Source organism: Saccharopolyspora sp. NPDC050389 (assembly GCF_040655595.1).
In the GTDB taxonomy this organism is placed as follows: Bacteria; Actinomycetota; Actinomycetes; order Mycobacteriales; family Pseudonocardiaceae; genus Saccharopolyspora.
On the sequence record NZ_JBFAKG010000026.1, the window covers coordinates 50,465 to 70,247 of the forward strand.

Annotated in this window: 17 protein-coding genes and 2 pseudogenes; 12 read left to right on the forward strand and 7 right to left on the reverse strand. The window is 65.2% G+C overall.

Going from position 1 to position 19,783, the window contains the following annotated elements:
• The first annotated feature begins 133 nt into the window (after window positions 1-133).
• The 3 genes and pseudogenes from AB0I53_RS18865 to AB0I53_RS18875 form a co-directional block, all read left to right on the forward strand.
• Window positions 134-589 (forward strand): MSMEG_3727 family PQQ-associated protein, encoded by a 456-nt coding sequence (locus tag AB0I53_RS18865; protein ID WP_358500532.1) that lies wholly within the window; start codon window positions 134-136, stop codon window positions 587-589.
• 15 nt (window positions 590-604) lie between these two features.
• Complete coding sequence (locus AB0I53_RS18870; protein WP_358500530.1) at window positions 605-2,284, forward strand: PQQ-dependent dehydrogenase, methanol/ethanol family; 1,680 nt, start codon at window positions 605-607, stop codon at window positions 2,282-2,284.
• A gap of 582 nt (window positions 2,285-2,866) precedes the next feature.
• A pseudogene (locus tag AB0I53_RS18875) lies at window positions 2,867-3,064 on the forward strand (PQQ-dependent dehydrogenase, methanol/ethanol family); the annotation flags it as partial.
• A 316-nt stretch (window positions 3,065-3,380) separates the two neighbouring features.
• On the opposite strand, the gene AB0I53_RS18880 reads toward AB0I53_RS18875, so the two are convergent.
• Window positions 3,381-3,851: a ribose-5-phosphate isomerase gene (locus tag AB0I53_RS18880; RefSeq protein WP_132493981.1), complete on the reverse strand. Its 471-nt coding sequence runs from the start codon at window positions 3,849-3,851 to the stop codon at window positions 3,381-3,383.
• Window positions 3,852-4,329: 478 nt separating this feature from the next.
• Between AB0I53_RS18880 and hxlB the strand changes: the two genes are divergently transcribed.
• From hxlB to AB0I53_RS18900, 4 genes are all read left to right on the forward strand, one after another.
• A complete protein-coding gene (hxlB, locus tag AB0I53_RS18885; protein WP_358604131.1) occupies window positions 4,330-4,938 on the forward strand; it encodes a 6-phospho-3-hexuloisomerase in 609 nt (202 codons plus the stop codon).
• Between the two features lie 161 nt (window positions 4,939-5,099).
• The gene (glpX, locus tag AB0I53_RS18890; protein WP_358604134.1) at window positions 5,100-6,098 is read left to right on the forward strand and encodes a class II fructose-bisphosphatase; all 999 of its coding nucleotides are present in this window, start codon (window positions 5,100-5,102) and stop codon (window positions 6,096-6,098) included.
• Window positions 6,099-6,230: 132 nt separating this feature from the next.
• Window positions 6,231-7,715 (forward strand): ATP-dependent 6-phosphofructokinase, encoded by a 1,485-nt coding sequence (locus AB0I53_RS18895; protein WP_358604137.1) that lies wholly within the window; start codon window positions 6,231-6,233, stop codon window positions 7,713-7,715.
• A gap of 129 nt (window positions 7,716-7,844) precedes the next feature.
• Window positions 7,845-8,159 (forward strand): hypothetical protein, encoded by a 315-nt coding sequence (locus AB0I53_RS18900; protein WP_358604140.1) that lies wholly within the window; start codon window positions 7,845-7,847, stop codon window positions 8,157-8,159.
• A 144-nt stretch (window positions 8,160-8,303) separates the two neighbouring features.
• Here AB0I53_RS18900 and AB0I53_RS18905 read toward each other — a convergent pair whose 3' ends face one another.
• The 5 genes from AB0I53_RS18905 to hxlA form a co-directional block, all read right to left on the reverse strand.
• Window positions 8,304-8,546 (reverse strand): hypothetical protein, encoded by a 243-nt coding sequence (locus tag AB0I53_RS18905; RefSeq protein ID WP_358500521.1) that lies wholly within the window; start codon window positions 8,544-8,546, stop codon window positions 8,304-8,306.
• 157 nt (window positions 8,547-8,703) lie between these two features.
• Complete coding sequence (gene tkt, locus AB0I53_RS18910; RefSeq protein ID WP_358604143.1) at window positions 8,704-10,836, reverse strand: transketolase; 2,133 nt, start codon at window positions 10,834-10,836, stop codon at window positions 8,704-8,706.
• 223 nt (window positions 10,837-11,059) lie between these two features.
• Window positions 11,060-11,392 (reverse strand): hypothetical protein, encoded by a 333-nt coding sequence (locus AB0I53_RS18915; RefSeq protein ID WP_358604146.1) that lies wholly within the window; start codon window positions 11,390-11,392, stop codon window positions 11,060-11,062.
• Between the two features lie 43 nt (window positions 11,393-11,435).
• Window positions 11,436-12,179: a ribulose-phosphate 3-epimerase gene (gene rpe, locus AB0I53_RS18920; RefSeq protein WP_358500515.1), complete on the reverse strand. Its 744-nt coding sequence runs from the start codon at window positions 12,177-12,179 to the stop codon at window positions 11,436-11,438.
• Between the two features lie 133 nt (window positions 12,180-12,312).
• Window positions 12,313-12,939 (reverse strand): 3-hexulose-6-phosphate synthase, encoded by a 627-nt coding sequence (gene hxlA, locus AB0I53_RS18925; RefSeq protein ID WP_358604149.1) that lies wholly within the window; start codon window positions 12,937-12,939, stop codon window positions 12,313-12,315.
• Window positions 12,940-13,846: 907 nt separating this feature from the next.
• Here hxlA and AB0I53_RS18930 point away from each other — a divergent pair.
• Both AB0I53_RS18930 and AB0I53_RS18935 read left to right on the forward strand, forming a co-directional pair.
• A complete protein-coding gene (locus AB0I53_RS18930) occupies window positions 13,847-14,839 on the forward strand; it encodes a class I fructose-bisphosphate aldolase (RefSeq protein ID WP_358604152.1) in 993 nt (330 codons plus the stop codon).
• Between the two features lie 218 nt (window positions 14,840-15,057).
• Complete coding sequence (locus tag AB0I53_RS18935) at window positions 15,058-15,708, forward strand: GPR1/FUN34/YaaH family transporter (protein WP_358604155.1); 651 nt, start codon at window positions 15,058-15,060, stop codon at window positions 15,706-15,708.
• Between the two features lie 43 nt (window positions 15,709-15,751).
• Here AB0I53_RS18935 and AB0I53_RS18940 read toward each other — a convergent pair whose 3' ends face one another.
• On the reverse strand, window positions 15,752-17,041 hold the full coding sequence (locus AB0I53_RS18940; RefSeq protein ID WP_358604158.1) for a helix-turn-helix transcriptional regulator: 1,290 nt from the start codon (window positions 17,039-17,041) through the stop codon (window positions 15,752-15,754).
• A gap of 153 nt (window positions 17,042-17,194) precedes the next feature.
• Here AB0I53_RS18940 and AB0I53_RS18945 point away from each other — a divergent pair, with 153 nt between their 5' ends.
• From AB0I53_RS18945 to AB0I53_RS18955, 3 genes and pseudogenes are all read left to right on the forward strand, one after another.
• Window positions 17,195-18,280: an S-(hydroxymethyl)mycothiol dehydrogenase gene (locus AB0I53_RS18945; RefSeq protein WP_358604160.1), complete on the forward strand. Its 1,086-nt coding sequence runs from the start codon at window positions 17,195-17,197 to the stop codon at window positions 18,278-18,280.
• Complete coding sequence (locus tag AB0I53_RS18950) at window positions 18,277-18,906, forward strand: MBL fold metallo-hydrolase (RefSeq protein WP_358604163.1); 630 nt, start codon at window positions 18,277-18,279, stop codon at window positions 18,904-18,906. Before AB0I53_RS18945 ends, AB0I53_RS18950 begins: the two co-directional genes overlap by 4 nt.
• A 547-nt stretch (window positions 18,907-19,453) precedes the next feature.
• Window positions 19,454-19,714, forward strand: a pseudogene (locus tag AB0I53_RS18955) (hypothetical protein); the annotation flags it as partial.
• Between the last annotated feature and the right edge of the window lie 69 nt (window positions 19,715-19,783).

Below are 19,783 nucleotides of genomic sequence, written 5' to 3' on the forward strand. Positions count from 1 at the left end.
CAAACTCGGCTGCGGCGTAGCTCTTGAGAGCGTATGCGCTTTCGTCGTCAAAGAGCCGACGAACTCGCGCAGCCGATATGTTCCGCGAAATCTGTCAAAATATCCATTTTTGCTAACGAGGAGGTGAAGTCCGATGACGATTACCCACGACCAAGAGGATCTCCTGGCCGAGCTCAACGGACAGAACAGGGCGACCATCGGCGCCGTGCTCGGAACCGGTTCCATCGGCAAGGCGATCGAGCGTGCCGACGGGACGATGGAAGCGACCATCCGCATTCCGGAAGACGCCATGACGTGGGATCCGGGGATCCTGATCCTGCCGCACGGCGGCATCGTCGAGCTGACGATCATCAACGACGACAAGAACACCCACGCCTGCCTGCTGCCCAGCAACGGCGAACGGCAGTTCATCGGTCTGCTGAACCACTCGAAGGGCAGCGCGACGCTCGAGCTGGACGGGCCCGGCTGCTACTGGTACGGCTCGCCGGCCGGTAACGACGAGGGCCGGGGCCTGACCGGCGCCATCGTCGTGACGGGCGAAGTGCCGCCGGAGGCCAAGCTCGACCGACCCGCGCAGCCGCGGCCGTAGCAAAGGAGAATCTTCATGACCGTCGAATACGTTGACGCCGGCAAGGCATTCAACCACAGCGAGCTTTCCAACATGCCGCACAGCGCTCCGGACGTGACGCGCGGCATCAACTACGAGCGCATCCTCCAGGCGCGCAGCGAATCGCAGAACTGGATCACCTACTACGGCGCCTATGACGGCCAGCGGCACAGCCTGCTCGACCAGATCAACGCCGACAACGTCAAGAACCTGAAAGTCGCCTGGATCCACCAGTCGAGCGCGACCGGCATGATCGCCTCCACCTCGACCTACGCGTTCGAGGCTTGCCCCTTGGTCGTCGACGGCGTCATGTTCGTCACCGGCTGGGACGGCTGGCTCTGGGCGCTCGACGCGAAGACCGGCGAGCAGCTGTGGCGCTACAAGCACGCGATCCCGGTCGACGTGACGCTGTGCTGCGCCAACGTCAACCGCGGCTGTGCGGTGGCCAATGGCAAGGTCTACATGGTGACCCAGAACGCCCAGTTGGTGGCGCTCGACGCCACCAACGGCCGGAAGGTCTGGCAGAAGACCATCGGTGACGTGCGGGCGGGCGAGAGCGCTTCGATCGCTCCGCTGGTCATCAAGGACACGCTCATCACGGGTTCTGCCGGTGGCGAGTACGGCGTCCGCGGTCACATCGACTGCTGGGACCTGGAGACCGGCGAGCAGCGCTGGCGCACCTACACCGTGCCGAAGCCGGGCGAGCCCGGTTCGGAGACCTGGCCCGCCGACGGTGAGGCCTGGCAGCGTGGTGGCGCGAACCACTGGGTCACCGGCACCTACGACCCGGAGCTGAACCTCTACTACGCGGGCACCGGGAACCCGGCTCCCGACTTCGACGGCGGGGTCCGTGAGGGGGACAACCTCTACAGCGACAGCGTGGTCGCGCTGGATGTCGACACCGGCGAGATCAAGTGGCACTACCAGTTCACCCCCCACGACCTGTGGGACTACGACTCCACCATGGAGATGACCCTGTTCGAGCGGGACGGCAAGAAGTTGCTCGCCCACTTCGACAAGAACGGGTACATGTTCGTCCTCGACCGCACCAACGGCGAGCTGCAACACGTCACGCCGTTCGTCGACCGGATCGACTGGGGCGTCATCACCCGCGATGGCAAGGTGACCCCGCGGAAGTACCCGGACAAGGAAGGCGAGCCCTGCCACTTCTACCCCGGCCCCGCCGGTGCGAAGGAGTGGACGCACGCGTCGTACAACCCGGACCACGATCTGTTCTACGTTCCGGTGGCCGACGTGGGCGCCACTGCCACCCGGCGTCGTCGCGAGTTCAAGGAAGGCATGCCCTACTGGGGTGCCGCCGTCGAGGTCGACGTCGACAACATGGCCGGGTCGGTCAGCGCGTTCGACTCCCACGGTGAGGAGAAGTGGCGCTACCGGCTCAACATGCCGATGGCCGCGTCGACCCTCAGTACCGCGGGGAACGTGGTGTTCGCCGGCACACCCACGGGTGAGTTCATGGCGCTCCACGCCGAGACCGGCGAGAAGCTCTGGAGCTTCCAGTGCGGCAGCGGTCACCACAGCAGCCCGTCGACCTACTTCCTTGACGGCAAGCAGTACATCTCGGTGCCGGTCGGCTGGGGTGGCTGGCTCGAAGGCATCATCCCCGGCATGTCCGGTCAGGGTCACGGTGCCGCGCTGATCACGTTCGCCCTGTGACAGGGAAGAACCACTGACGCGAGACCCGAGGTAACTCCCTGGTGGTTTCCTTTCCCCGCCCGGTGATCTCGCCGTCCCGGAGACGGCCCGATCACCGGGCGGGTGTCCTTATGCCCTGACAGACGAGGAGAGCGGGGCTACGTCGAGGTTCCCCGTAGTCCCGCCAGCTGTGGGTATTTCAATCTCCACCCTGGTACTTTTTCCAGACGCCCGTCGGTCATGGGGAAATTTAGCGACGGAAAACAAGGTGATGTCATGGACCAGTCGTCGGTGCCCCAGCAGGACACGGGATTTGAGCGTGTGCCGTGCCTCTACTGCGGGGAGGCCTACGAGCCTGGCGATCACGCGCGGCACATCGAGCCGGTGCACTGCGGGCCCTGCATCACGTGCGTCGACAAGCCCGCATGCTTCAGCTGCCGTCTCATGTACTGCGTTTGCGACGTGCACAAGTATCGAGGCTGAGACGAGCCCTGCGGACTTGCCGTGGTCGTCGGTCAGGGCATGGGTTGGAATCTCCTGCAACGCGGAATGGACGCACGCGGCGTACAGCCCGCGCAACGATCTTTCTACGTACCGGTCGCCGATGTGCGCTCTGGCGAGGAGTTGTGGAAGTTCCAGTGCGGTGGCGGCCACCACGGTAGCTCGATGACCTACAGCGTCGAGGGCAAGCAATACGTCGCCGTGCCGGTCGGCTGGGGTGGTTGGCTCGAGGGCATCATTCCCGGCATGCTCGGCGCAGGCCACGGAGATGCGCTGATCGCCTTCGCCCTACCGGACTGATCAGGAACGCTGCCGGACAAGGAAAACAGAGGTAATGGCCACCATCGTTGCCGACGGCGTGGTGGCGTGAAACCGGGAGATCTCCGGGCGAGTTGCGCGTGCATGACACTCGAACAACCCGCCCGGAGATCTTTTTCATGTGCCGACAGCGCGTGCCGCTGAAGACCGACCGGGTGGATCTGTCCGATATGGAGCGACAGCTGCTGTGCGGAGGTCGCGGCGCCGGAAGCCGGCGCACGTCAACGATCTTTCCGCGCCGACTCCGGCGGCGGTCGTCGCCGCCCCCGGAGTCGGCGGGGGTCTACGTCGAGGACGGTCAGTTTCCGGGCAGGGCGGGCGGCTCGCCAGAGCGCTCGTAGTCCGACAGCAGGTCGATCCTGCGCTGGTGGCGGCCGCCCTCGAACTCGGTGGTGAGGAACGCGTCCACGATGCGCTCGGCCTCCTCGACCGTGTGCATCCGAGCGCCGATGCCGGCCAGCAGTGCGTTGTTGTGCTGCCGGGACAGTTTGGCGGTGTCGACGTTCCAGGTCAGCGCGGCGCGGGCGCCGGGCACCTTGTTCGCGGCGATCTGTTCCCCGTTCCCGGAGCCGCCGATGACGAGGCCGAGGCTGCCCTCGTCGGCGACAACGCGCCGCGCCGCCTCGACGCAGAACGGTGGGTAGTCGTCCTCCGCGTCGTAGACGGTGGGGCCGACGTCGGTCACCTCGTAGCCGAGGCCGGCGAGCCTCTTGGCGAAGTGGTTCTTGAGTTCGAATCCGGCATGATCGGAGCCTAGATATACGCGCACCCGGAAATTCTAACGCAATCAAGCCCCATTGCACCCCTGATTTGAAAATTCGCGGTTATACAGAACAGCGATCCTGGCTGATGCCGGATACGAGGACGTGCTGAGGCACAAGCCGGCGGAAAGATCATCACTCCTCCGCGCCTTCGCCAGTTTGTCCTCCGAGCACCAGCGCAACCGGTGAACCACATCCACATCCAGACAGGTCCGCTTGGCCGCGATTTGGAACCGTTCGTGTTCCCGCAGCCTCTCTTCGTGCTGGATAGGTTGACCTAGACGTACAGATCCGTGCAGTCTCAAAACAACGCGTTGCGCGTCCTAGCTGTGGCCGAAAACCGCAGAGATCCGGACGCCGCCCAAACGGACACCGCTGTCCGCCTTGGCAATCATTGAGCGAAAGGCCCCTCCCTGGTGGCCCCGGCGCGGTAGTCGTGCGCCGAACCAACGAACATGTCCGACTCGATCAGCGGAGAGTGAAGCAATGGCAGAAAAGACGGACACGGCCAATCGGATCCTGAGCGAAAAGCTGAACCCTCCTCATTTCAACTACGCGATGAAAATCATCACCGGAGAGGCGGAGCGGGTACGCAAGGGCGTCCATTCGGCGGCGTGGGCTCGCGCCGGCGCATTGCTGCTCAAGGCGCCGGCGGTGTTCACCATCGGCACCGGGCGGAGCGGGCTCGCCCTGCAAATGGCCGCGATGCGTTTCATGCACCTCGGGCTGTCCACCCACGTTGTGGGCGAGACAACCGCCCCGGCGATCGGCCCGGGCGACGTCCTGGTCGCGGCATCCGGTTCAGGGTCCACGTCCCGGGTGGTGCGGGCGGCCGAGGTCGCGCGCGATCAAGGCGCGAATGTGCTGGCACTGACCACCGCAGCCGATTCGGCGCTGGCCAAGACGGCGACCGAAGTGCTCTTGATCCCGGCCGCGGCCAAGCAGGATTTCGACGGGAAAGCCTCCGAGCAGTACGCGGGGAGCATGTTCGAACAGTCCGTCCTGATCCTCACTGACGCGCTGTTCCACACGCTGTGGAAGTCCAGTGACACTCAGGCCCGTGAGCTGTGGCGCCTCCACGCGAATCTGGAATGACCGGCCCCGGGTAAATCATCCGGAGGAGCACATCGATTCGATTCGCACATCGCGAAGAAAGGTGCGGGCGATAGTCCTGAACTGATCACAGGGCTCGCTGGTACGCCGTAAGCGCTCTGACGTAACCGAGGCAACAGATAAGACAAGACAAGGAGCCCGAGATGCAGCGTCAAAGTGAGGGCGCACCTCGAAATCGCACCGATATCCACACTCTGGAGGCGGTGGCTCTGGCCGCCACCCACAGTGCGGCGATGGCCAGCCACGCTTGGGTCGGACGGCACGACAAGGATGCCGCTGATGCCGCGGCGACCGATGCCATCCGTCAGGTATTGGCCGACGCCCCTGGCCGGGGGACGGTCATCATCGGGGAAGGCGAAAAAGACGAGGCCCCAATGCTGTACAACGGCGAAACCCTGGGCAATGGCCTCGGCCCGGATTTCGATATCGCCGTCGATCCTCTCGAGGGCACCAAGTTCTGCGCGAAGAATCTCCCCGGCGCATTGGCCACCATCGCCTTCGCGGAGTCGGGGAGTCTTTGGTCACCCGGCCCCGGATTCTACATGGACAAGATAGTGGTGCCCCCACAAGCGAAGGACGTTGTCGATCTTACCGACTCCCCCGAGCGCACCCTGCACAAAGTCGCACAGGCTCTCGGCAAGCCGGTCAGCGAGCTCCGCGTCGTCATCATGGATAAGCCGCGGCATCAGAAACTGATCGCGCGGGTGCTGCAGGCGGGCGCCGCCGTGCACACACCGGCAGACGGCGACGTCGGTGGGAGCCTTGAGGTTCTCCTGCCCACTGGCAACGCGGACCTGCTTCTCGGAATCGGCGGCACGCCCGAGGGAGTGATGACCGCCGCAGCGGTCCGCGGCCTGGGTGGCGGCATGCTGGGCCGTCTTGCTCCCCAACGTGATGCGGAAGCGGACGCGATCCGTGCAGCGGGCATGGACCTTGACCGCATCTACAGCTGCGACGAGCTCGTAAGCGGCGATGCTTTCTTCGTCGCTACCGGCATCAGTGGGGGATCACTGCTGAGCCGGCCCCGGGAATCCGACGGCACGGTACTCGCGGAATCGCTCCTGATCTCCAGCGGACAGGTGCGCCACATTTCTCATACGACCTTCGGTTCCCTACCCCGGATGGCCGGACTGCCCAGCTGATCCCACGCCCGGCGGCAGGCTGACCCCTAGTGCGGATGACGTTGCGGTGCGGGTGTTTTCGACGCGCCCGGACATTGCACGGCATCCATCCTGCCGACCATGCCATACGCCCATCACGTTTTAGGAGATTCGGTGACATTGCACCTGGAGGACCTCCGCGTTCGCCGCCTCGGTGAGTGCCACTACGACTCACCGTTCTCCGAGATGCTCGCCGCTAAGCAGACTTCCCCACATTACGTTGCGGAGGGCGACCGTGTCCTGCTCGAGGACACGGTCTCCATGCTGGCCAAGCACAACCTCCCCGCCAACCAGCTTCCAAGCTTCGAGGCCGCCGGGCCCCGCCGGAAAATCTACTTCGACCCCGCCCATGTCAGCGCCGGTGTCGTCACCTGCGGAGGGCTATGCCCTGGTCTCAATAACGTCATCCGCGGTTTAGTCCAGGAACTCACCGTGCATTACGGCGTCAAGCGAATCTTGGGCTTCCGCAACGGGTTCCGGGGAATGACCGCCGAAAACCGCAATGACACCATCGAGCTGACGCCCGAGCGCGTCCGCGATATCAACAACGTCGGCGGCACCATCCTGGGGAGTTCACGTGGCGGCCAGGATGCCGACGAAATGGTCGACAGCCTCGTCCTACGAGGCATCAACGTCCTGTTCGTCATCGGTGGCGACGGGAGCATGCGCGCCGCGACACGCCTGTCCGCGGCGATCAGGGCACGCGATCTGGACATCGCCGTCATCGGGGTACCCAAGACGATCGACAACGACCTGCCGTTCACCGATCAGTCCTTCGGGTTCCAAAGCGCGTTCGCGCAGGCCACCGAGTTCATATCCTCGGTCTCCGTCGAAGCCGCGGCCAGTCCGGACGGCATCGGGATCGTGAAGCTGATGGGGCGGCACTCCGGGTTCATCGCTTGCTACGCGTCCCTGGCCCTCAACACAGCGGATATCGTCCTGATTCCGGAAGTCCCATTCGTCCTGGAAGGAACAGATGGCCTGCTGGCCCGCGTCGAGCAGCACGTGCGCTCCAAGGGCTACGTGGTGATCGTCGTCGCCGAGGGGGCGGGTCAGGACCTCCTCGCAGAGCGTGGCCTCCTTCAGAGCGGCGCAACCGACGCCTCGGGGAACGCCATGCTCGGTGACATCGGAGCACTGCTCAGGGAGAGCATCACCGCCCACCTGACCGATGCCGGCCTCACCCCCACCGTGCGCTACATCGACCCGAGCTACGCCATCCGCAGCGTCACCGCCAATGCTTATGACAGCGTCTACTGCCTACGTCTGGCCCATGCCGCGGTGCACGCGGCCATGGCTGGGCGTACCGAAACCGCCGTCGTACGCTGGCGACGGCGTTTCGTACACGTGCCCATGCCGCTGATCATCAGCTATCGCAACCAGGTTGACCCCGACGGTGACCTGTGGATGTCCGTACTCGAAGCCACCGGCAACCTCCTTCCGCCACGGACACACGGCGGGCTCGACCAGGAGCAGAGCCACGGAGGTCACCGAGGCATGCGCCGACCGACGGGCTGGGGTAACGGTGTTGCGATCCAGAACGCCGGGCAGCTTGATGTCGATCTCCCTGACATCGACTCGGCAAGGAGCTTCCCCTGATCCCGATCTTCGAAAGATCGGGAAGCAAGCCTGCCTGGAGACGCTGCCGCAGATCCTGCACGACGGCAGCGTCTCCAGGCAGGCCACCAAAACCTGGAACGCCCGAACGATACGGAGTTCACGGCCGAAATGGCCCGCATCCTCACGCTGTACGACACCCCACACGATGACGGACGCGCGTTCTGTGTTGACGAACTCGGCCCGCCGAATCTCCTGGCCCGCAAGAGTAAAGGCCCGACGACCGAGTGCGAGTTCACCGCGCTGGTATTCCACCGGCTGCGGGCAAATTCCGCCGCAGCGCATCGAACTATCCACAGTGGATATTTAGAGATTGTACGTGAGAAGCCGGGTAGCGAGGCTGAAGGGAAGGCCGGCGCACCGTGCTCCCCCATTACCGTTCTCTCGGCTCTGATCTACGCGCTCTGGCTGCCAGGCACGGCATGATTCCCCAGTTGCTTGCACGATCCCAGATCGAGATGTGGATGCCCACGAGCAGCGAGTAGGCGACTGTGCTCAATCCGCAGGTCCTCCGGTCGGCGGCGTTGACCGGGTGATTTATGCTGCGCCGTGCGAACTTCTGCTCTTTGCTCAGGACTCCGTACACCGACGGCGACCGCCCGCCGCCTTGGCCGGCTTGCTGGTCGACTCACCGCTGGCGTTGCCCGTACTGTCGTCGACCACTTCCTGCACAGCCGGCTTCCCGGACGTGTCCTTTGAGAAGTCGAAGCCGTAGGAGTCGAAGTCGCGCACCTCGATATCGGGCAGCTCGCCGAGCTCCTTGTTCAGCTCGCCGAAGATCGGCGTCCCTGGATCGGATGTGGACTTGTTCACCGCTTCGCCTCCCGTTTCACTCTCGAAGCCGTGCCGGGGCCGGCTGTGTCCCCGAGTTGGTAGCAGCGGATCAGCTCGGCTGGGTTGCCGAGCTGATCCGCTGTGCAGACAGGTCGTCGAGCCAGATCGCGACACCTGTTTTCAATGTCGCCGGGCGTCAGCTCGACCGGACGGTGCGCAGAGTGCGTCGAGCGGCCTCGGTGACCGCCTCGGCGGTGAATCCGAACTTGGCGAACAGCGTCTTGTAGTCGGCCGAGGCACCGAAGTGCTCTAGCGAGATGATCTCACCCGCGTCCCCGACGAAGCGGTGCCACGGCTGGGCCACGCCCGCTTCCACGGCGACCCTCGCGCGCACCGACGGAGGCAGCACCTCGCGGCGGTAGGCCTCGTCCTGGGCGTCGAACCACTCCACACACGGCATGGACACCACGCGAGTCGCGACACCGCTGGCTTCCAGGGTCTTGCGGGCCTCGACCGCGAGCTGCACCTCGGAACCGGTGGCGAGGAGGATCACCTCGGGCTTGCCGTTGCCGGCCTCGGCGAGCACGTACCCGCCCTTGGCGACGCCCTTGCTGTCGGTGCCCTCCAGCGTCGGCACGCCCTGGCGGGTCAGCGCCAGGCCGGACGGGGCACCGGTGTCCTCCAACGCGGCCTTCCACGCGGCGGCGGTCTCGTTCGCGTCAGCCGGGCGGACCACGTTCAGGCCCGGGATGGCGCGCAGCGAGGAGAGGTGCTCGATCGGCTGGTGGGTCGGTCCGTCCTCGCCCAGGCCGATGGAGTCATGCGTCCAGACGTAGATCACCGGCTGGCGCATCAGCGCTGCCAGTCGCACGGCCGGGCGCATGTAGTCGCTGAAGACCAGGAACGTGCCGCCGTAGGGGCGCGTTCCGCCGTGCAGGGCGATGCCGTTGAGGATCGCGCCCATCGCATGCTCACGGATACCGAAGTGCAGCGTCCGACCGTAAGGCTGGGCGCTCCACGCACCGGTGGAGATGTCCTCGGGGCCGAACGAGTCCGCGCCCTTCATAGTGGTGTTGTTGCTCTCCGCGAGGTCGGCCGAACCGCCCCACAGCTCGGGAAGCACGTCGGCCAGGGAGGCCAGGACCTCTGCGGAAGCCTTGCGGGTCGCGATGCCCTTTCCGTCGGGCTCCCAGCTAGGAAGCTCATCGGCCCACCCCGCCGGCAGTTCACGGGCCAGCATCCGGTCCAGCAGTGCCTTGCGCTCCGGGTTGGCCGCCGCCCAAGCGTCGAAGGCGATCTGCCACTTCTCGTGGTCGGCCTTGCCTCGCGCGGCGACCTCGCGGGCGTGGTCCAGCACCTCGGCGTCGACCTGGAACGACTGCTCCGGGTCGAAGCCCAGTACCTTCTTGACCCCCGCAAGCTCCTCGGCGCCGAGCGCGGCACCGTGGGCCTTGCCGGTGTTCATCTTGGTCGGCGCCGGGTAGCCGATCACCGTGCGCAGCACGATCAGCGTCGGGCGCGAGGTCTCGGCCTTGGCCTCCTCGATCGCCGCCAGCAGGCCCTTGACGTCCTCACCGCCGTCCACCCTGACGACCTGCCAACCGTAGGACTCGTACCGCTTGGCGGTGTCCTCGGTCAGCGCGATGCGGGTGTCGTCCTCGATGGAGATCTCGTTGGAGTCGTAGATCACCGTGAGGTTGCCCAGCTGCTGCGTGCCGGCCAGCGACGACGCCTCGGAGGTCACACCCTCCTCGATGTCACCGTCGGAGGCGATCACGTAAATGTGGTGGTCGAACAGGCTCTCGCCCGGCGCGGCCTCCGGCTCGAAAAGACCGCGCTCGCGGCGGGCGGCCATCGCCATGCCCACCGCGGTGGCCAGACCCTGGCCCAGCGGGCCGGTCGTGGTCTCCACGCCCGTAGTGTGCCCGTACTCGGGGTGCCCCGGGGTCTTCGAGTCCCAGGTCCGCAACGCCTTGATGTCCTCGAGTTCCAGCCCGTAGCCGGAAAGGAACAGCTCCAGGTACAGCGTCAGGCTCGAATGCCCCGCCGACAGCACGAACCGGTCGCGGCCGATCCATTCCGGGTCGCTGGGGTCGTGCCGCATGACGCGCTGGAACAGCGCATAGGCGGCCGGCGCCAGGCTCATCGCGGTACCCGGGTGCCCGCTGCCGCAGTTCTCCACCGCATCAGCGGCCAGCACCCGGACGGTGTCCACGGCCCGCCGGTCCAGTTCGGTCCAGTCATCCGGAAGGTGTGCTGTGGTCAAGCGGGCAAGGTCGTCGGGCTCTCCGCTCGCGCGATGGCCGGCGGTGGATTTGTTCGCGATCATAGACGCGCACTCCTGATACTCTCGGTTGCTCGCGTGCTCTTCCCTGCGAGGAGTGACACGGCCCCACCTCCTCGCGTTTCCGCGCCGCTGGGAAGGGCACTTTCGACGCTGAATACGTCAGGGCCACCACGATCTGCGGACAACTCGGACCACCCCTGGCCCAAGGAGTCCCCTTTGCGATCCAGGAACATGCCGCCGATTGCGATCGCGGAGCCACTCTTGGTCATTTGCCTGACGGGGCCATTCCGATCGCCCTGTCCGGCTCCCTGTAAGTAGGCCACATCCGTGAGTGCTCGGGATGGTCGTCATCGATCAGGCGATGCGCCAGGGCGATCGCCTCTCGTCGATAGACCTCGTCAAGGGCGGGGTGTTCCCTGGCGACAGCCCCGAAAACGTTCGCCAGCTCATTTGCCGAGGTCTGAGACAGACTGGCATCGCCGCCGCAGTGCACGTAGCGCCTCCGCACTATCGCCGCGGCGGACAGCAGCAAGGAATACTCGGCTCCGCGCAAAGCTTTTCCGGTATCGGGCAGCACACCTGGCTTTCGGCTCTCCACGTCACTTCTCCTTTCCATAACGACAACGGAGCGGACGGCCCGATCACGGTGCGGGCACCGGGCGCGTCAGGGCACGGTGAAGCTCAGCCACGGCAGTCCGCTTCCCACCGGGGTGGCCGAGCACAGCCGAGCCGGCGACGAGGAGCTCGGCTCCCGCGTACCAGGCCGCCCGAGCGGTGTCCGTCGAGATTCCTCCGTCCACCTCAATCCGCACCGGGTTTCCGGAACGGTCCACCAATGCGCGCACCTCAGCGACCTTTTCCTCCATCGCGGCGATGTATCTTTGCCCGCCGAAACCAGGGTTGACAGTCATGATCACGATCTGATTGAGCTGATCTAGCACATGGCGAAGGAAGTCGACCGGAGTGGACGGATTAACGGCGACTCCCGCTTCCACCCCGAGATCACGGATCGTGGAAAGGGTTCGAAGCAGATGTGGACAGGTCTCGGCGTGCACGATGATGGTCTCGCAGCCAGCCGAAGCGAAGCGCGCGAGCATCGGATCCGGATCCTGCACCATGAGGTGGGCTTCGAATGGCAGATGACTGTGCTGACGGCACACAGCCACAACATCCGGGCCGAACGTCATGTTCGGGACGAAGCGTCCGTCCATGATGTCCCACTGGATGCGGTCGACCCCCGCGTCGGTGAGGCTGGCCACCTCATCGCCGAGACGCGCGTAATCGGCGCCGAGGACAGAGGCCACCAGCTCCGGCTCTTTCAACGACCAGCTCGGTGCGGAGCGCCGTGGTCCTCCGCGCGAAACACTACCCGGCTCATCAACCATCAAGCGCTCCTCCTGATCACTTGTCCGGCTCTCCTGAAAGCCACTCCGCCCGGCGGAGTACGGAAAAGTGTTGGGGGCGGCAGAAAATCGATGCAGCCCCCAACACCATGTGCCGAACTCACGTTCGGCTCTATCAGCTGGCGCGACTCTTGAGGGCCTTCGCCGCCGCAGCAGAGTCCTTGGCGTTGTAGATCGCCCCACCGGCTACCGCTACCCTCGCGCCGGCGGCCCGCACCGAGCCGATGGTTTCGACGGTGATACCACCAGCGATCGAGAAGGGGACCCCGGCCTTCTGGCCGTCATCGAGCAGCGCCTGAATCGTGTAGCCGGGCCGGGCCTGCTCGTCGAGCCCAGCGTGAATCTCGACGAACGACACCCCGAATTTCGAGACCTCACGGATCCGGGACACACGGTCGTCCACCACCGTGATCATGTCGGCGACGACGTCCTTACCGTATTTGCGGCCGGCAGCCACGGCCCCTCGCACCGTGTCGTCGTCCGCCGCACCCATCACCGTGACCAGGTCCGCCCCCGCCTCGAAGGCGAGGCCCGCCTCCAGCTCACCGGCGTCGGCGGTCTTCAAGTCCGCGAATACGAGCTTGTCCGGGTGCGCGGCCTTAATCGCCGTGATCGCTCTGAGGCCCTCGGACTTGATCAGCGGCGTGCCCAACTCGAGGATGTCCACGGAATCGGCGACCTGACGTGCCAGGGTCAGGGCCTGGTCGAGTTTTACGACGTCCATTGCTACCTGCAGCTGCACGGTATTCTCCTCATCAGTGGTGATCGTTGACGTCCGGGGTTCAGGTGCGGATGAACATTTCAACCGCCCAGAGCTGGCTGACTGCTTCCAGATTCCGGTCAGAATGGCTGGGAAATCACGACGCCGTCCGGTAGGTACCCGTCGTTGATTCCTCCATGCTGCCCCTTCCTCGGCTCTGCGGTTTTCAGCCACAGCTAGGACGCATAACAGGTTGTGAGACTGCACGGATCTGCGCGTCCAGGTCAACCTGTGCAGTACGAACGGATGCCGAAAGTCGACGGGCGGTTCTTACACACGTCCAAGCGGCCTCACGTCTGCGCTAGGCCGCGATCATGGTTATGATCCGCAAGAACGCGGGATATTTTTGAGAAGCACAATTGGCAAGGCACTCCGATTGCAGCTGGCTTACGTCCCCGCGGTGTCGCTCAGAGCCCAAGGTCACTCCCCGCGGCCCACGAGGGCTTTTTCCCCAGGATGACGGGCGGTCCGTACGAGGATGTCCTGTTCGTTTCCCCGACCGAACAGGAGCTGGGCTGCCCGGCCCCGGGTGGCCCGTCCACGGAAATCCGAAAGGAGGTACAGCGGGTCCCGTGGGCACCGGAGCCCTGCGCCCACGGGGCCCGCGCAACCATGGTCGCAGCGAGGCGCAGAAGCATGCCCGCTTGGCCGTGATTCGAAACCGTTCGTGCCCCCGAAGCCGCTCTTCGTGCCGCATAGGTTGACCCGGACGTGCAGATCCGTGCAGTCTCAAAACAACCGGTTGCGCGTGCTAGCTGTGGATGAAGACCACGGAGTCAAGCCACACCACGAGCCGAACATTCAAAAAATACGCAATGAGCATTCGCCAGTTCATAGAACCGATATTGCCAATCGGTCCAGTGCAGTACGCGAGGAGGCGTAACGACACATGTCGACCTTGACTGAAGTCGCCCACACATTGGTCTCTAATGGACGCGGGATTCTCGCTGCCGATGAGAGCATCGGAACGATGTCGTCGCGACTGGAAAGCGTCGGAGTGGAGCCGACGGAGGAGAACCGGCGCGTTTATCGTGAATTGATCGTCACCACCCCCAAGCTGTCCGATTCGGTCAGCGGAATCATCCTCGCCGACGAGACTCTTCGCCAGAAACTGTCCAATGGGCAGACTTTTCCCGAGGCTCTCGCGGATATCGGGGTTCTCGCCGGCATCAAGGTCGATACCGGAGCCAAGCCGCTGGCGGGGGCCCCGAACGAAAAGGTCACGGAAGGCCTCGACGGGTTGCGCGAACGAGTCGGGGAGTACCGGCGCCTCGGGGCGACCTTCGCCAAGTGGCGCGCGGTATTCACGATCGGCGCCGGCCTGCCCACGAACCGTGCGGTGCGAGCGAACGCGCACGCGCTGGCACGGTACGCCGGTCTCTGCCAGGAAGGGGGGCTGGTGCCCATCGTGGAACCCGAGGTGCTGATGGACGGCAGCCACTCGCTGGCGCAATGCCAGCAGGTGACGAGGGCGGTGCTGCGGTCGTTGTTCGACGAACTTGCTCTGATGCAGGTGGACTTCGACAGCATGATCCTGAAACCCAACATGGTGGTGGCGGGGGCGGACAGCTCGGAGCGGCCCGCCGTAGCAGAGGTCGCCCAGGCCACAGTGGACGCCCTGCGTGAAACCGTGCCGCCATCTGTGCCGGGTATCGCCTTCCTTTCCGGTGGACAAAGCCCGGAAGTGGCGACGAGCCATCTCGGGGCCATGCAGAACCTCGATCCGCTTCCGTGGGAGCTGACCTACTCGTTCGGACGGGCCCTGGTCGGGCCGGCTCTGGAGACATGGCGGGGCAACCACGGCAAGTGGGGTGCCGCCCAGAGGGCGCTCTCCGAGCGAGCTGTCGCGAACGCCGCAGCACGCGCCGAAAGCAAAAGCTGATCGGCCGATGTTCCGGCCATGCGCGCCAGCGGCTTGAAATATAAGGAGCACGGCCGGATCGGCAACATAGTCGCCGGTCCGGCCGGTGTCCTAGTCCTTTTAGCCAACGTCCGCCCGAATACTCCGAATAAGGCCTGGTACAGGATCGTCGTCCGCTCGCAGCCGGCAAAGCCGATCCGGCTCTGGGCGGCGCCGCGAACACCGCAAAGGAGCGGATCGTGACCACATCGGACACAGCTGCAAAAGACCACGCGAGACCCGCGCACCAAGAACCTGAGCCGAGGCCGGGTCCACTGTCCGGTGACCCCGCGACCGTCGGCGTTCCCACGTTCATTGTGGGCTCGATCGCCCTTGGCTTGACTCTCGTCGGCTACGTGCCGTCCGCAGCAGTCGGAGCACCAGTGGCGATCATTCTCGCCGCTACCGGAATCGGCCAGCTTGTTGCCGCAGTCTGGGCAGCCGGGATCGGCCAAAGCGCGGTCGCATCCATTTTCGGCATCTTTACCGGATTCTGGCTCAGCTACGGCATCCTCGTGCTCGGATTGAGCCACGACTGGTTCAGCGTTCCCTCGGACAGCGCCACCACCACCCAGGCCCTATTCCTGATTTCGTGGTCGGTCATCGTGGCGCTCCTAACCCTGGCGACGCTGCGCCTTCCGGCCGCTTACACCTTGCTGTTCGCGCTGATCGATGCTGCCCTCGCTCTCGTCCTGCTTGCGACACTGCTGGGCTCCGCGGAATTGAAAGCCGCAGGTGGATACGTAGTCTTCACCTTTGCTGCTCTGGGCTGCTACCTGTTCCTCCATGTGATGTCGCTGGCGACAGGGGGCCGCGGGCTGTCGCTCGGCCGCCCGGTACTGGGCCGGTGACAGTCTGAAAGCGCGGAGGCGGTACCAGACCGCCTCCGCGCTTTCAGATCTCAAGGTGTCGGCGGATGGGCACTGCGGCGGCTACCGGGCTGATCCCCTCTGCCTGGGCCATCGCAGCGGCTTCGCCGCGTGAGGTGACTTCCAGCTTCTTCAGCACCCCGGCGACGTGGAACTTGACGGTGCTCTCGGTGACGCCGAGTTCCGTAGCGATGGCCTTGTTGCGTTTGCCTTGGGTGATCAGGCACAGCACTTCCAGTTCACGCCGGTTGAGGCTGGCCAGACGGGACTCGTTCGCGCGGTCCGGCGGTGGGTCGAGCGGAAGGTCGATAGTGGCGCGGCTGCCCCAGTCCGGTACCGCGTCAAGGTCGACCGTGGCGCCGAGCGTGCGTGCCCGACCGTCGAGCTGACGACGCAGGGATCTCATGTCGAGACGCCCCGAGCCGTGGTCGCGTACGTCGACGCGAAGGGATTTGCCACCGCAGGTCCAGGCGATCCGTAGACGCGCCAAGCCCGACTGCGTGGTGAAAGCCAGTACTGCGGTTCGGGTCATCGCGCGGGCGGCGTACGCGACCTCGCCCGTCAACGGGCATCCGGACTTGGGTGGGGCGACGAACTCAATCTCCGCCCCGTGGTGCCGTAGCGCCTGTCGGATTTCCTTGCGGAGCCTGGCGAACGCGGCCATCGCAGACTCCTCGGACAGGGCGAGGTCGGACTGCTGCGCGGAGCGCAACGCCACCAGCGCTCCGGAGGCGGAGTCAATCGCGGCGAGTCGGGCGTGACGGTCATCGAGTCCGGTGGAGCGGAGCGTGGTGAGGATGCTGACAAGCGCGGTTTCGTGTGCCGCGACCATTTCAGCGATCGTGCGGGCGCGTTCACTCGACGCGGCACGGGACTCCGCGAGATAATCAGGGCTGGCCTGGGCGACCTGCTGCCGGATCGAGGTCACGACGATACCGAAGATCTCGGCCAGCTCCGCAGGCTGCGAGAAGCGTTTCCTCGCGGCGCGCGGAAAGAGGACGAGCAGCGTGCCTACCGGATCGAGCACCGTCCACACTGTCCGGGTGGCACCGGCGATCGTCGCAGTCGTACTGAGTGGACGACCGGGCTCGACCGTGGCCTTGAGCCGTTCGAGCTCGGCGATGGTGATCTTGTTGATCATCTCGGGCGCCCCGGCCACCTTGCGCGGACGACCGGTGCACTCGCGGGTGAAGATGACCAGCGCGGTGTGCGGCCATCGATCGGCCAGGAACCGGGAGAACCGGCCGGCGATCTCGTGCAGAGGGCCGTCGATGACCTCCCGCAGCGCGGGCAGCCCTGCCTCGGTGTCGAGCATTCCGACCAGTGTAGCCACCGCACATCCTATCCGGAAGTCGAGTTTTTCCTAGCCCTTGGACCAGGTCACGGACAATGAGCGCTCAATTAGTTTCGAGGAAAGCATGCTTTGCGACGCATGACTTTTCGTCGAGTGATGAAGGAATCAGCCCAGATGTCACAGCAGGTACGCGGTGTGATCGCCCGTTCGAAGGGAGCTCCGGTCGAACTCACCGAGATCGTGATCCCTGACCCGGGTCCCGGCGAGGTCGTCGTCTCGGTAGCCGCCTGCGGGGTCTGCCACACCGATCTGACCTACCGCGACGGCGGGATCAACGATGACTTCCCGTTCCTGCTCGGGCACGAAGCTGCGGGCACCGTGGAAAGCGTCGGTGCAGGCGTCGAATCCGTGCGGCCGGGCGACTTCGTCGTGCTCAACTGGCGGGCCGTCTGCGGCCAGTGCCGCGCCTGCAAACGCGGGCGTCCGCAGTACTGCTTCGACACCTACAACGCCGAACAGGCGATGACTCTGACCGACGGCACCGAGCTGACCCCGGCGTTGGGCATCGGCGCGTTCGCGGACAAGACGCTCGTCCATGCCGGCCAGTGCACCAAGGTCGCCCCCTCCGCGGACCCGGCCGTCGTCGGTCTGCTCGGCTGCGGCGTCATGGCCGGACTGGGCGCGGCGATCAACACCGGCGCAGTCGGCCGCGGCGACTCGGTAGCGGTCATCGGCTGCGGCGGCGTCGGGGACGCCGCCATCATGGGCTCCTGGCTGGCTGGCGCGTCCACGATCATCGCCGTGGACCGCGACGAGCAGAAGCTCGCCTGGGCCCGCGACTTGGGCGCCACCCACACCGTCAACGCGGCCGAATCCGACGCGGTCACCGCCATCAACGGACTCACCGGCGGGTTCGGCGCCGACGTCGTGATCGACGCAGTGGGCCGTCCGGAGACGTGGAAACAAGCCTTCTACGCGCGGGATCTCGCCGGCACCGTTGTGCTCGTCGGCGTGCCCACGCCGGACATGCACCTGGAGATGCCGTTGCTCGACCTCTTCTCCCACGGCGGCGCCCTGAAGTCCTCCTGGTACGGGGACTGCCTCCCGGAACGGGACTTCCCGACGCTGGTCGACCTGCACCTGCAGGGAAGGCTACCGCTGGAAAAGTTCGTCACCGAACGCATCACGATCGACGACGTCGAAAAAGCCTTCCACACCATGCATTCGGGCGAGGTCCTGCGCTCGGTGGTGATCCTGTGAGTTCCCTCCGGATCGACCGCATCGTCACCACCGGCATCTTCGAGCTCGACGGCGGCAGATGGGGCGTGGACAACAACGTGTGGCTGATCGGCGATGACAACGAAGTCGTGATCGTCGACGCAGCCCACGACGACAAGCCGATCGCCAAAGCCGTCGGGGACCGCAACGTCGTCGCCGTCGTGTGCACCCACGGACACAACGACCACGTCACCTTCGCACCACAGCTGGGCAAAACGCTCCACGCGCCGGTCCTGCTCCACCCCGGGGACCAAGAGCTGTGGGAGATGACCCACCCCGGACAGACATTCCGGCAGGCAGCCGACACCGAACGCATCACCATCGCCGGAACGGCACTCGAGATCATCCACACACCGGGACACTCCCCCGGTTCGATCTGCCTGCACCTGCCCGAGGCCAAGGCCTTGTTCTCCGGCGACACCCTGTTCTCGGGCGGCCCCGGCGCCACCGGCCGATCGTTCTCCGACTTCCCGACCATCATCGGCTCGATCCGCGACCGGCTTTTCGCCCTCCCCGAAGACACCCGCGTCTACACCGGCCACGGCGACGGCACCACAATCGGCACCGAAGCACCACACCTGGCCGAATGGATCGAACGCGGGTACTGACCGAAAGGAACCGACCTTTCAGTCAGTAGCCCCGAGTTCGTCACCCGAATTCGACCTGCAGACAAGCATCGATTGAGCCGACCTTGCGGGATTTGAACGCACGCCCCCTTGCCCCCTGTCAGATCCCCTACTCTCTATGGCACCGCTGCCCTGCAGCATCATTTACTCGTCGCGTCCCCGTGGTCCTGCGGTATTGGAGGCGAAGGGATGGCCGGTCGCGGCAACCACAGCTGCAGCGGACATCAACACGGTCTTCTACAACGTCAGCGTCCTGTTCGTCGACGTCCTACGCCCCGGAAGACGGCATTCAATGTCGCTCAGCCTGGCCCACGTCCATCGCTGTTCGCGGTTTCTCCTGGCCGCACCCGTCCACCTCGGGCGCGCACAAGGCCGACCCAAATACCTTACGGGAATAGAACCTCGAAAACGCCCTGTCCAGCAGTTTCACAGCGACTACACAAAGAGCCGCCAAGCCAACAAAAAGCCCTGAAACTTACCATCCTCGCAGGTCAAAGCCGGTAAAGGGGCTTCCTGAAACCCTTCCTGAGTGGAGGTTGGGGGAACTTACTCGAACACAAAAGCCCAGGTCAGCGCCCTGGAGACACTGCGAACGAAGCTGCCGGACCTGGCTACACCGCCCCCACCGACACCGAAGCGGGCAAAGCCCGGCCGCACCCGGCGACTCCCCGACGACCAGGTGCAGCAACTGATCGAGGGCTACAAGTCCGGTGCGACCGTCTACGAACTGGGTGACCAGTTCGGCATCGAGCGCCGCACCGTCAGCGCGATCCTCCACCGCCACGGTGTTGGCCGAACACATGCGCACATCGTTGATCGTCGATGCCCTGGGCATGGCGATCACCCACGGGCATATCGG

Excerpts from the sequence above, each read along its gene's own strand:
- AB0I53_RS18865 (WP_358500532.1), top strand. The coding sequence starts at position 134 with ATGACGATTACCCACGACCAAGAGGATCTCCTGGCCGAGCTCAACGGA.
- AB0I53_RS18870 (WP_358500530.1), top strand. The coding sequence starts at position 605 with ATGACCGTCGAATACGTTGACGCCGGCAAGGCATTCAACCACAGCGAG.
- hxlB (WP_358604131.1), top strand. The coding sequence starts at position 4,330 with ATGGCAGAAAAGACGGACACGGCCAATCGGATCCTGAGCGAAAAGCTG.
- glpX (WP_358604134.1), top strand. The coding sequence starts at position 5,100 with ATGCAGCGTCAAAGTGAGGGCGCACCTCGAAATCGCACCGATATCCAC.
- AB0I53_RS18900 (WP_358604140.1), top strand. The coding sequence starts at position 7,845 with ATGGCCCGCATCCTCACGCTGTACGACACCCCACACGATGACGGACGC.
- tkt (WP_358604143.1), bottom strand. The coding sequence starts at position 10,836 with ATGATCGCGAACAAATCCACCGCCGGCCATCGCGCGAGCGGAGAGCCC.
- rpe (WP_358500515.1), bottom strand. The coding sequence starts at position 12,179 with ATGGTTGATGAGCCGGGTAGTGTTTCGCGCGGAGGACCACGGCGCTCC.
- AB0I53_RS18930 (WP_358604152.1), top strand. The coding sequence starts at position 13,847 with ATGTCGACCTTGACTGAAGTCGCCCACACATTGGTCTCTAATGGACGC.
- AB0I53_RS18940 (WP_358604158.1), bottom strand. The coding sequence starts at position 17,041 with ATGCTCGACACCGAGGCAGGGCTGCCCGCGCTGCGGGAGGTCATCGAC.
- AB0I53_RS18945 (WP_358604160.1), top strand. The coding sequence starts at position 17,195 with ATGTCACAGCAGGTACGCGGTGTGATCGCCCGTTCGAAGGGAGCTCCG.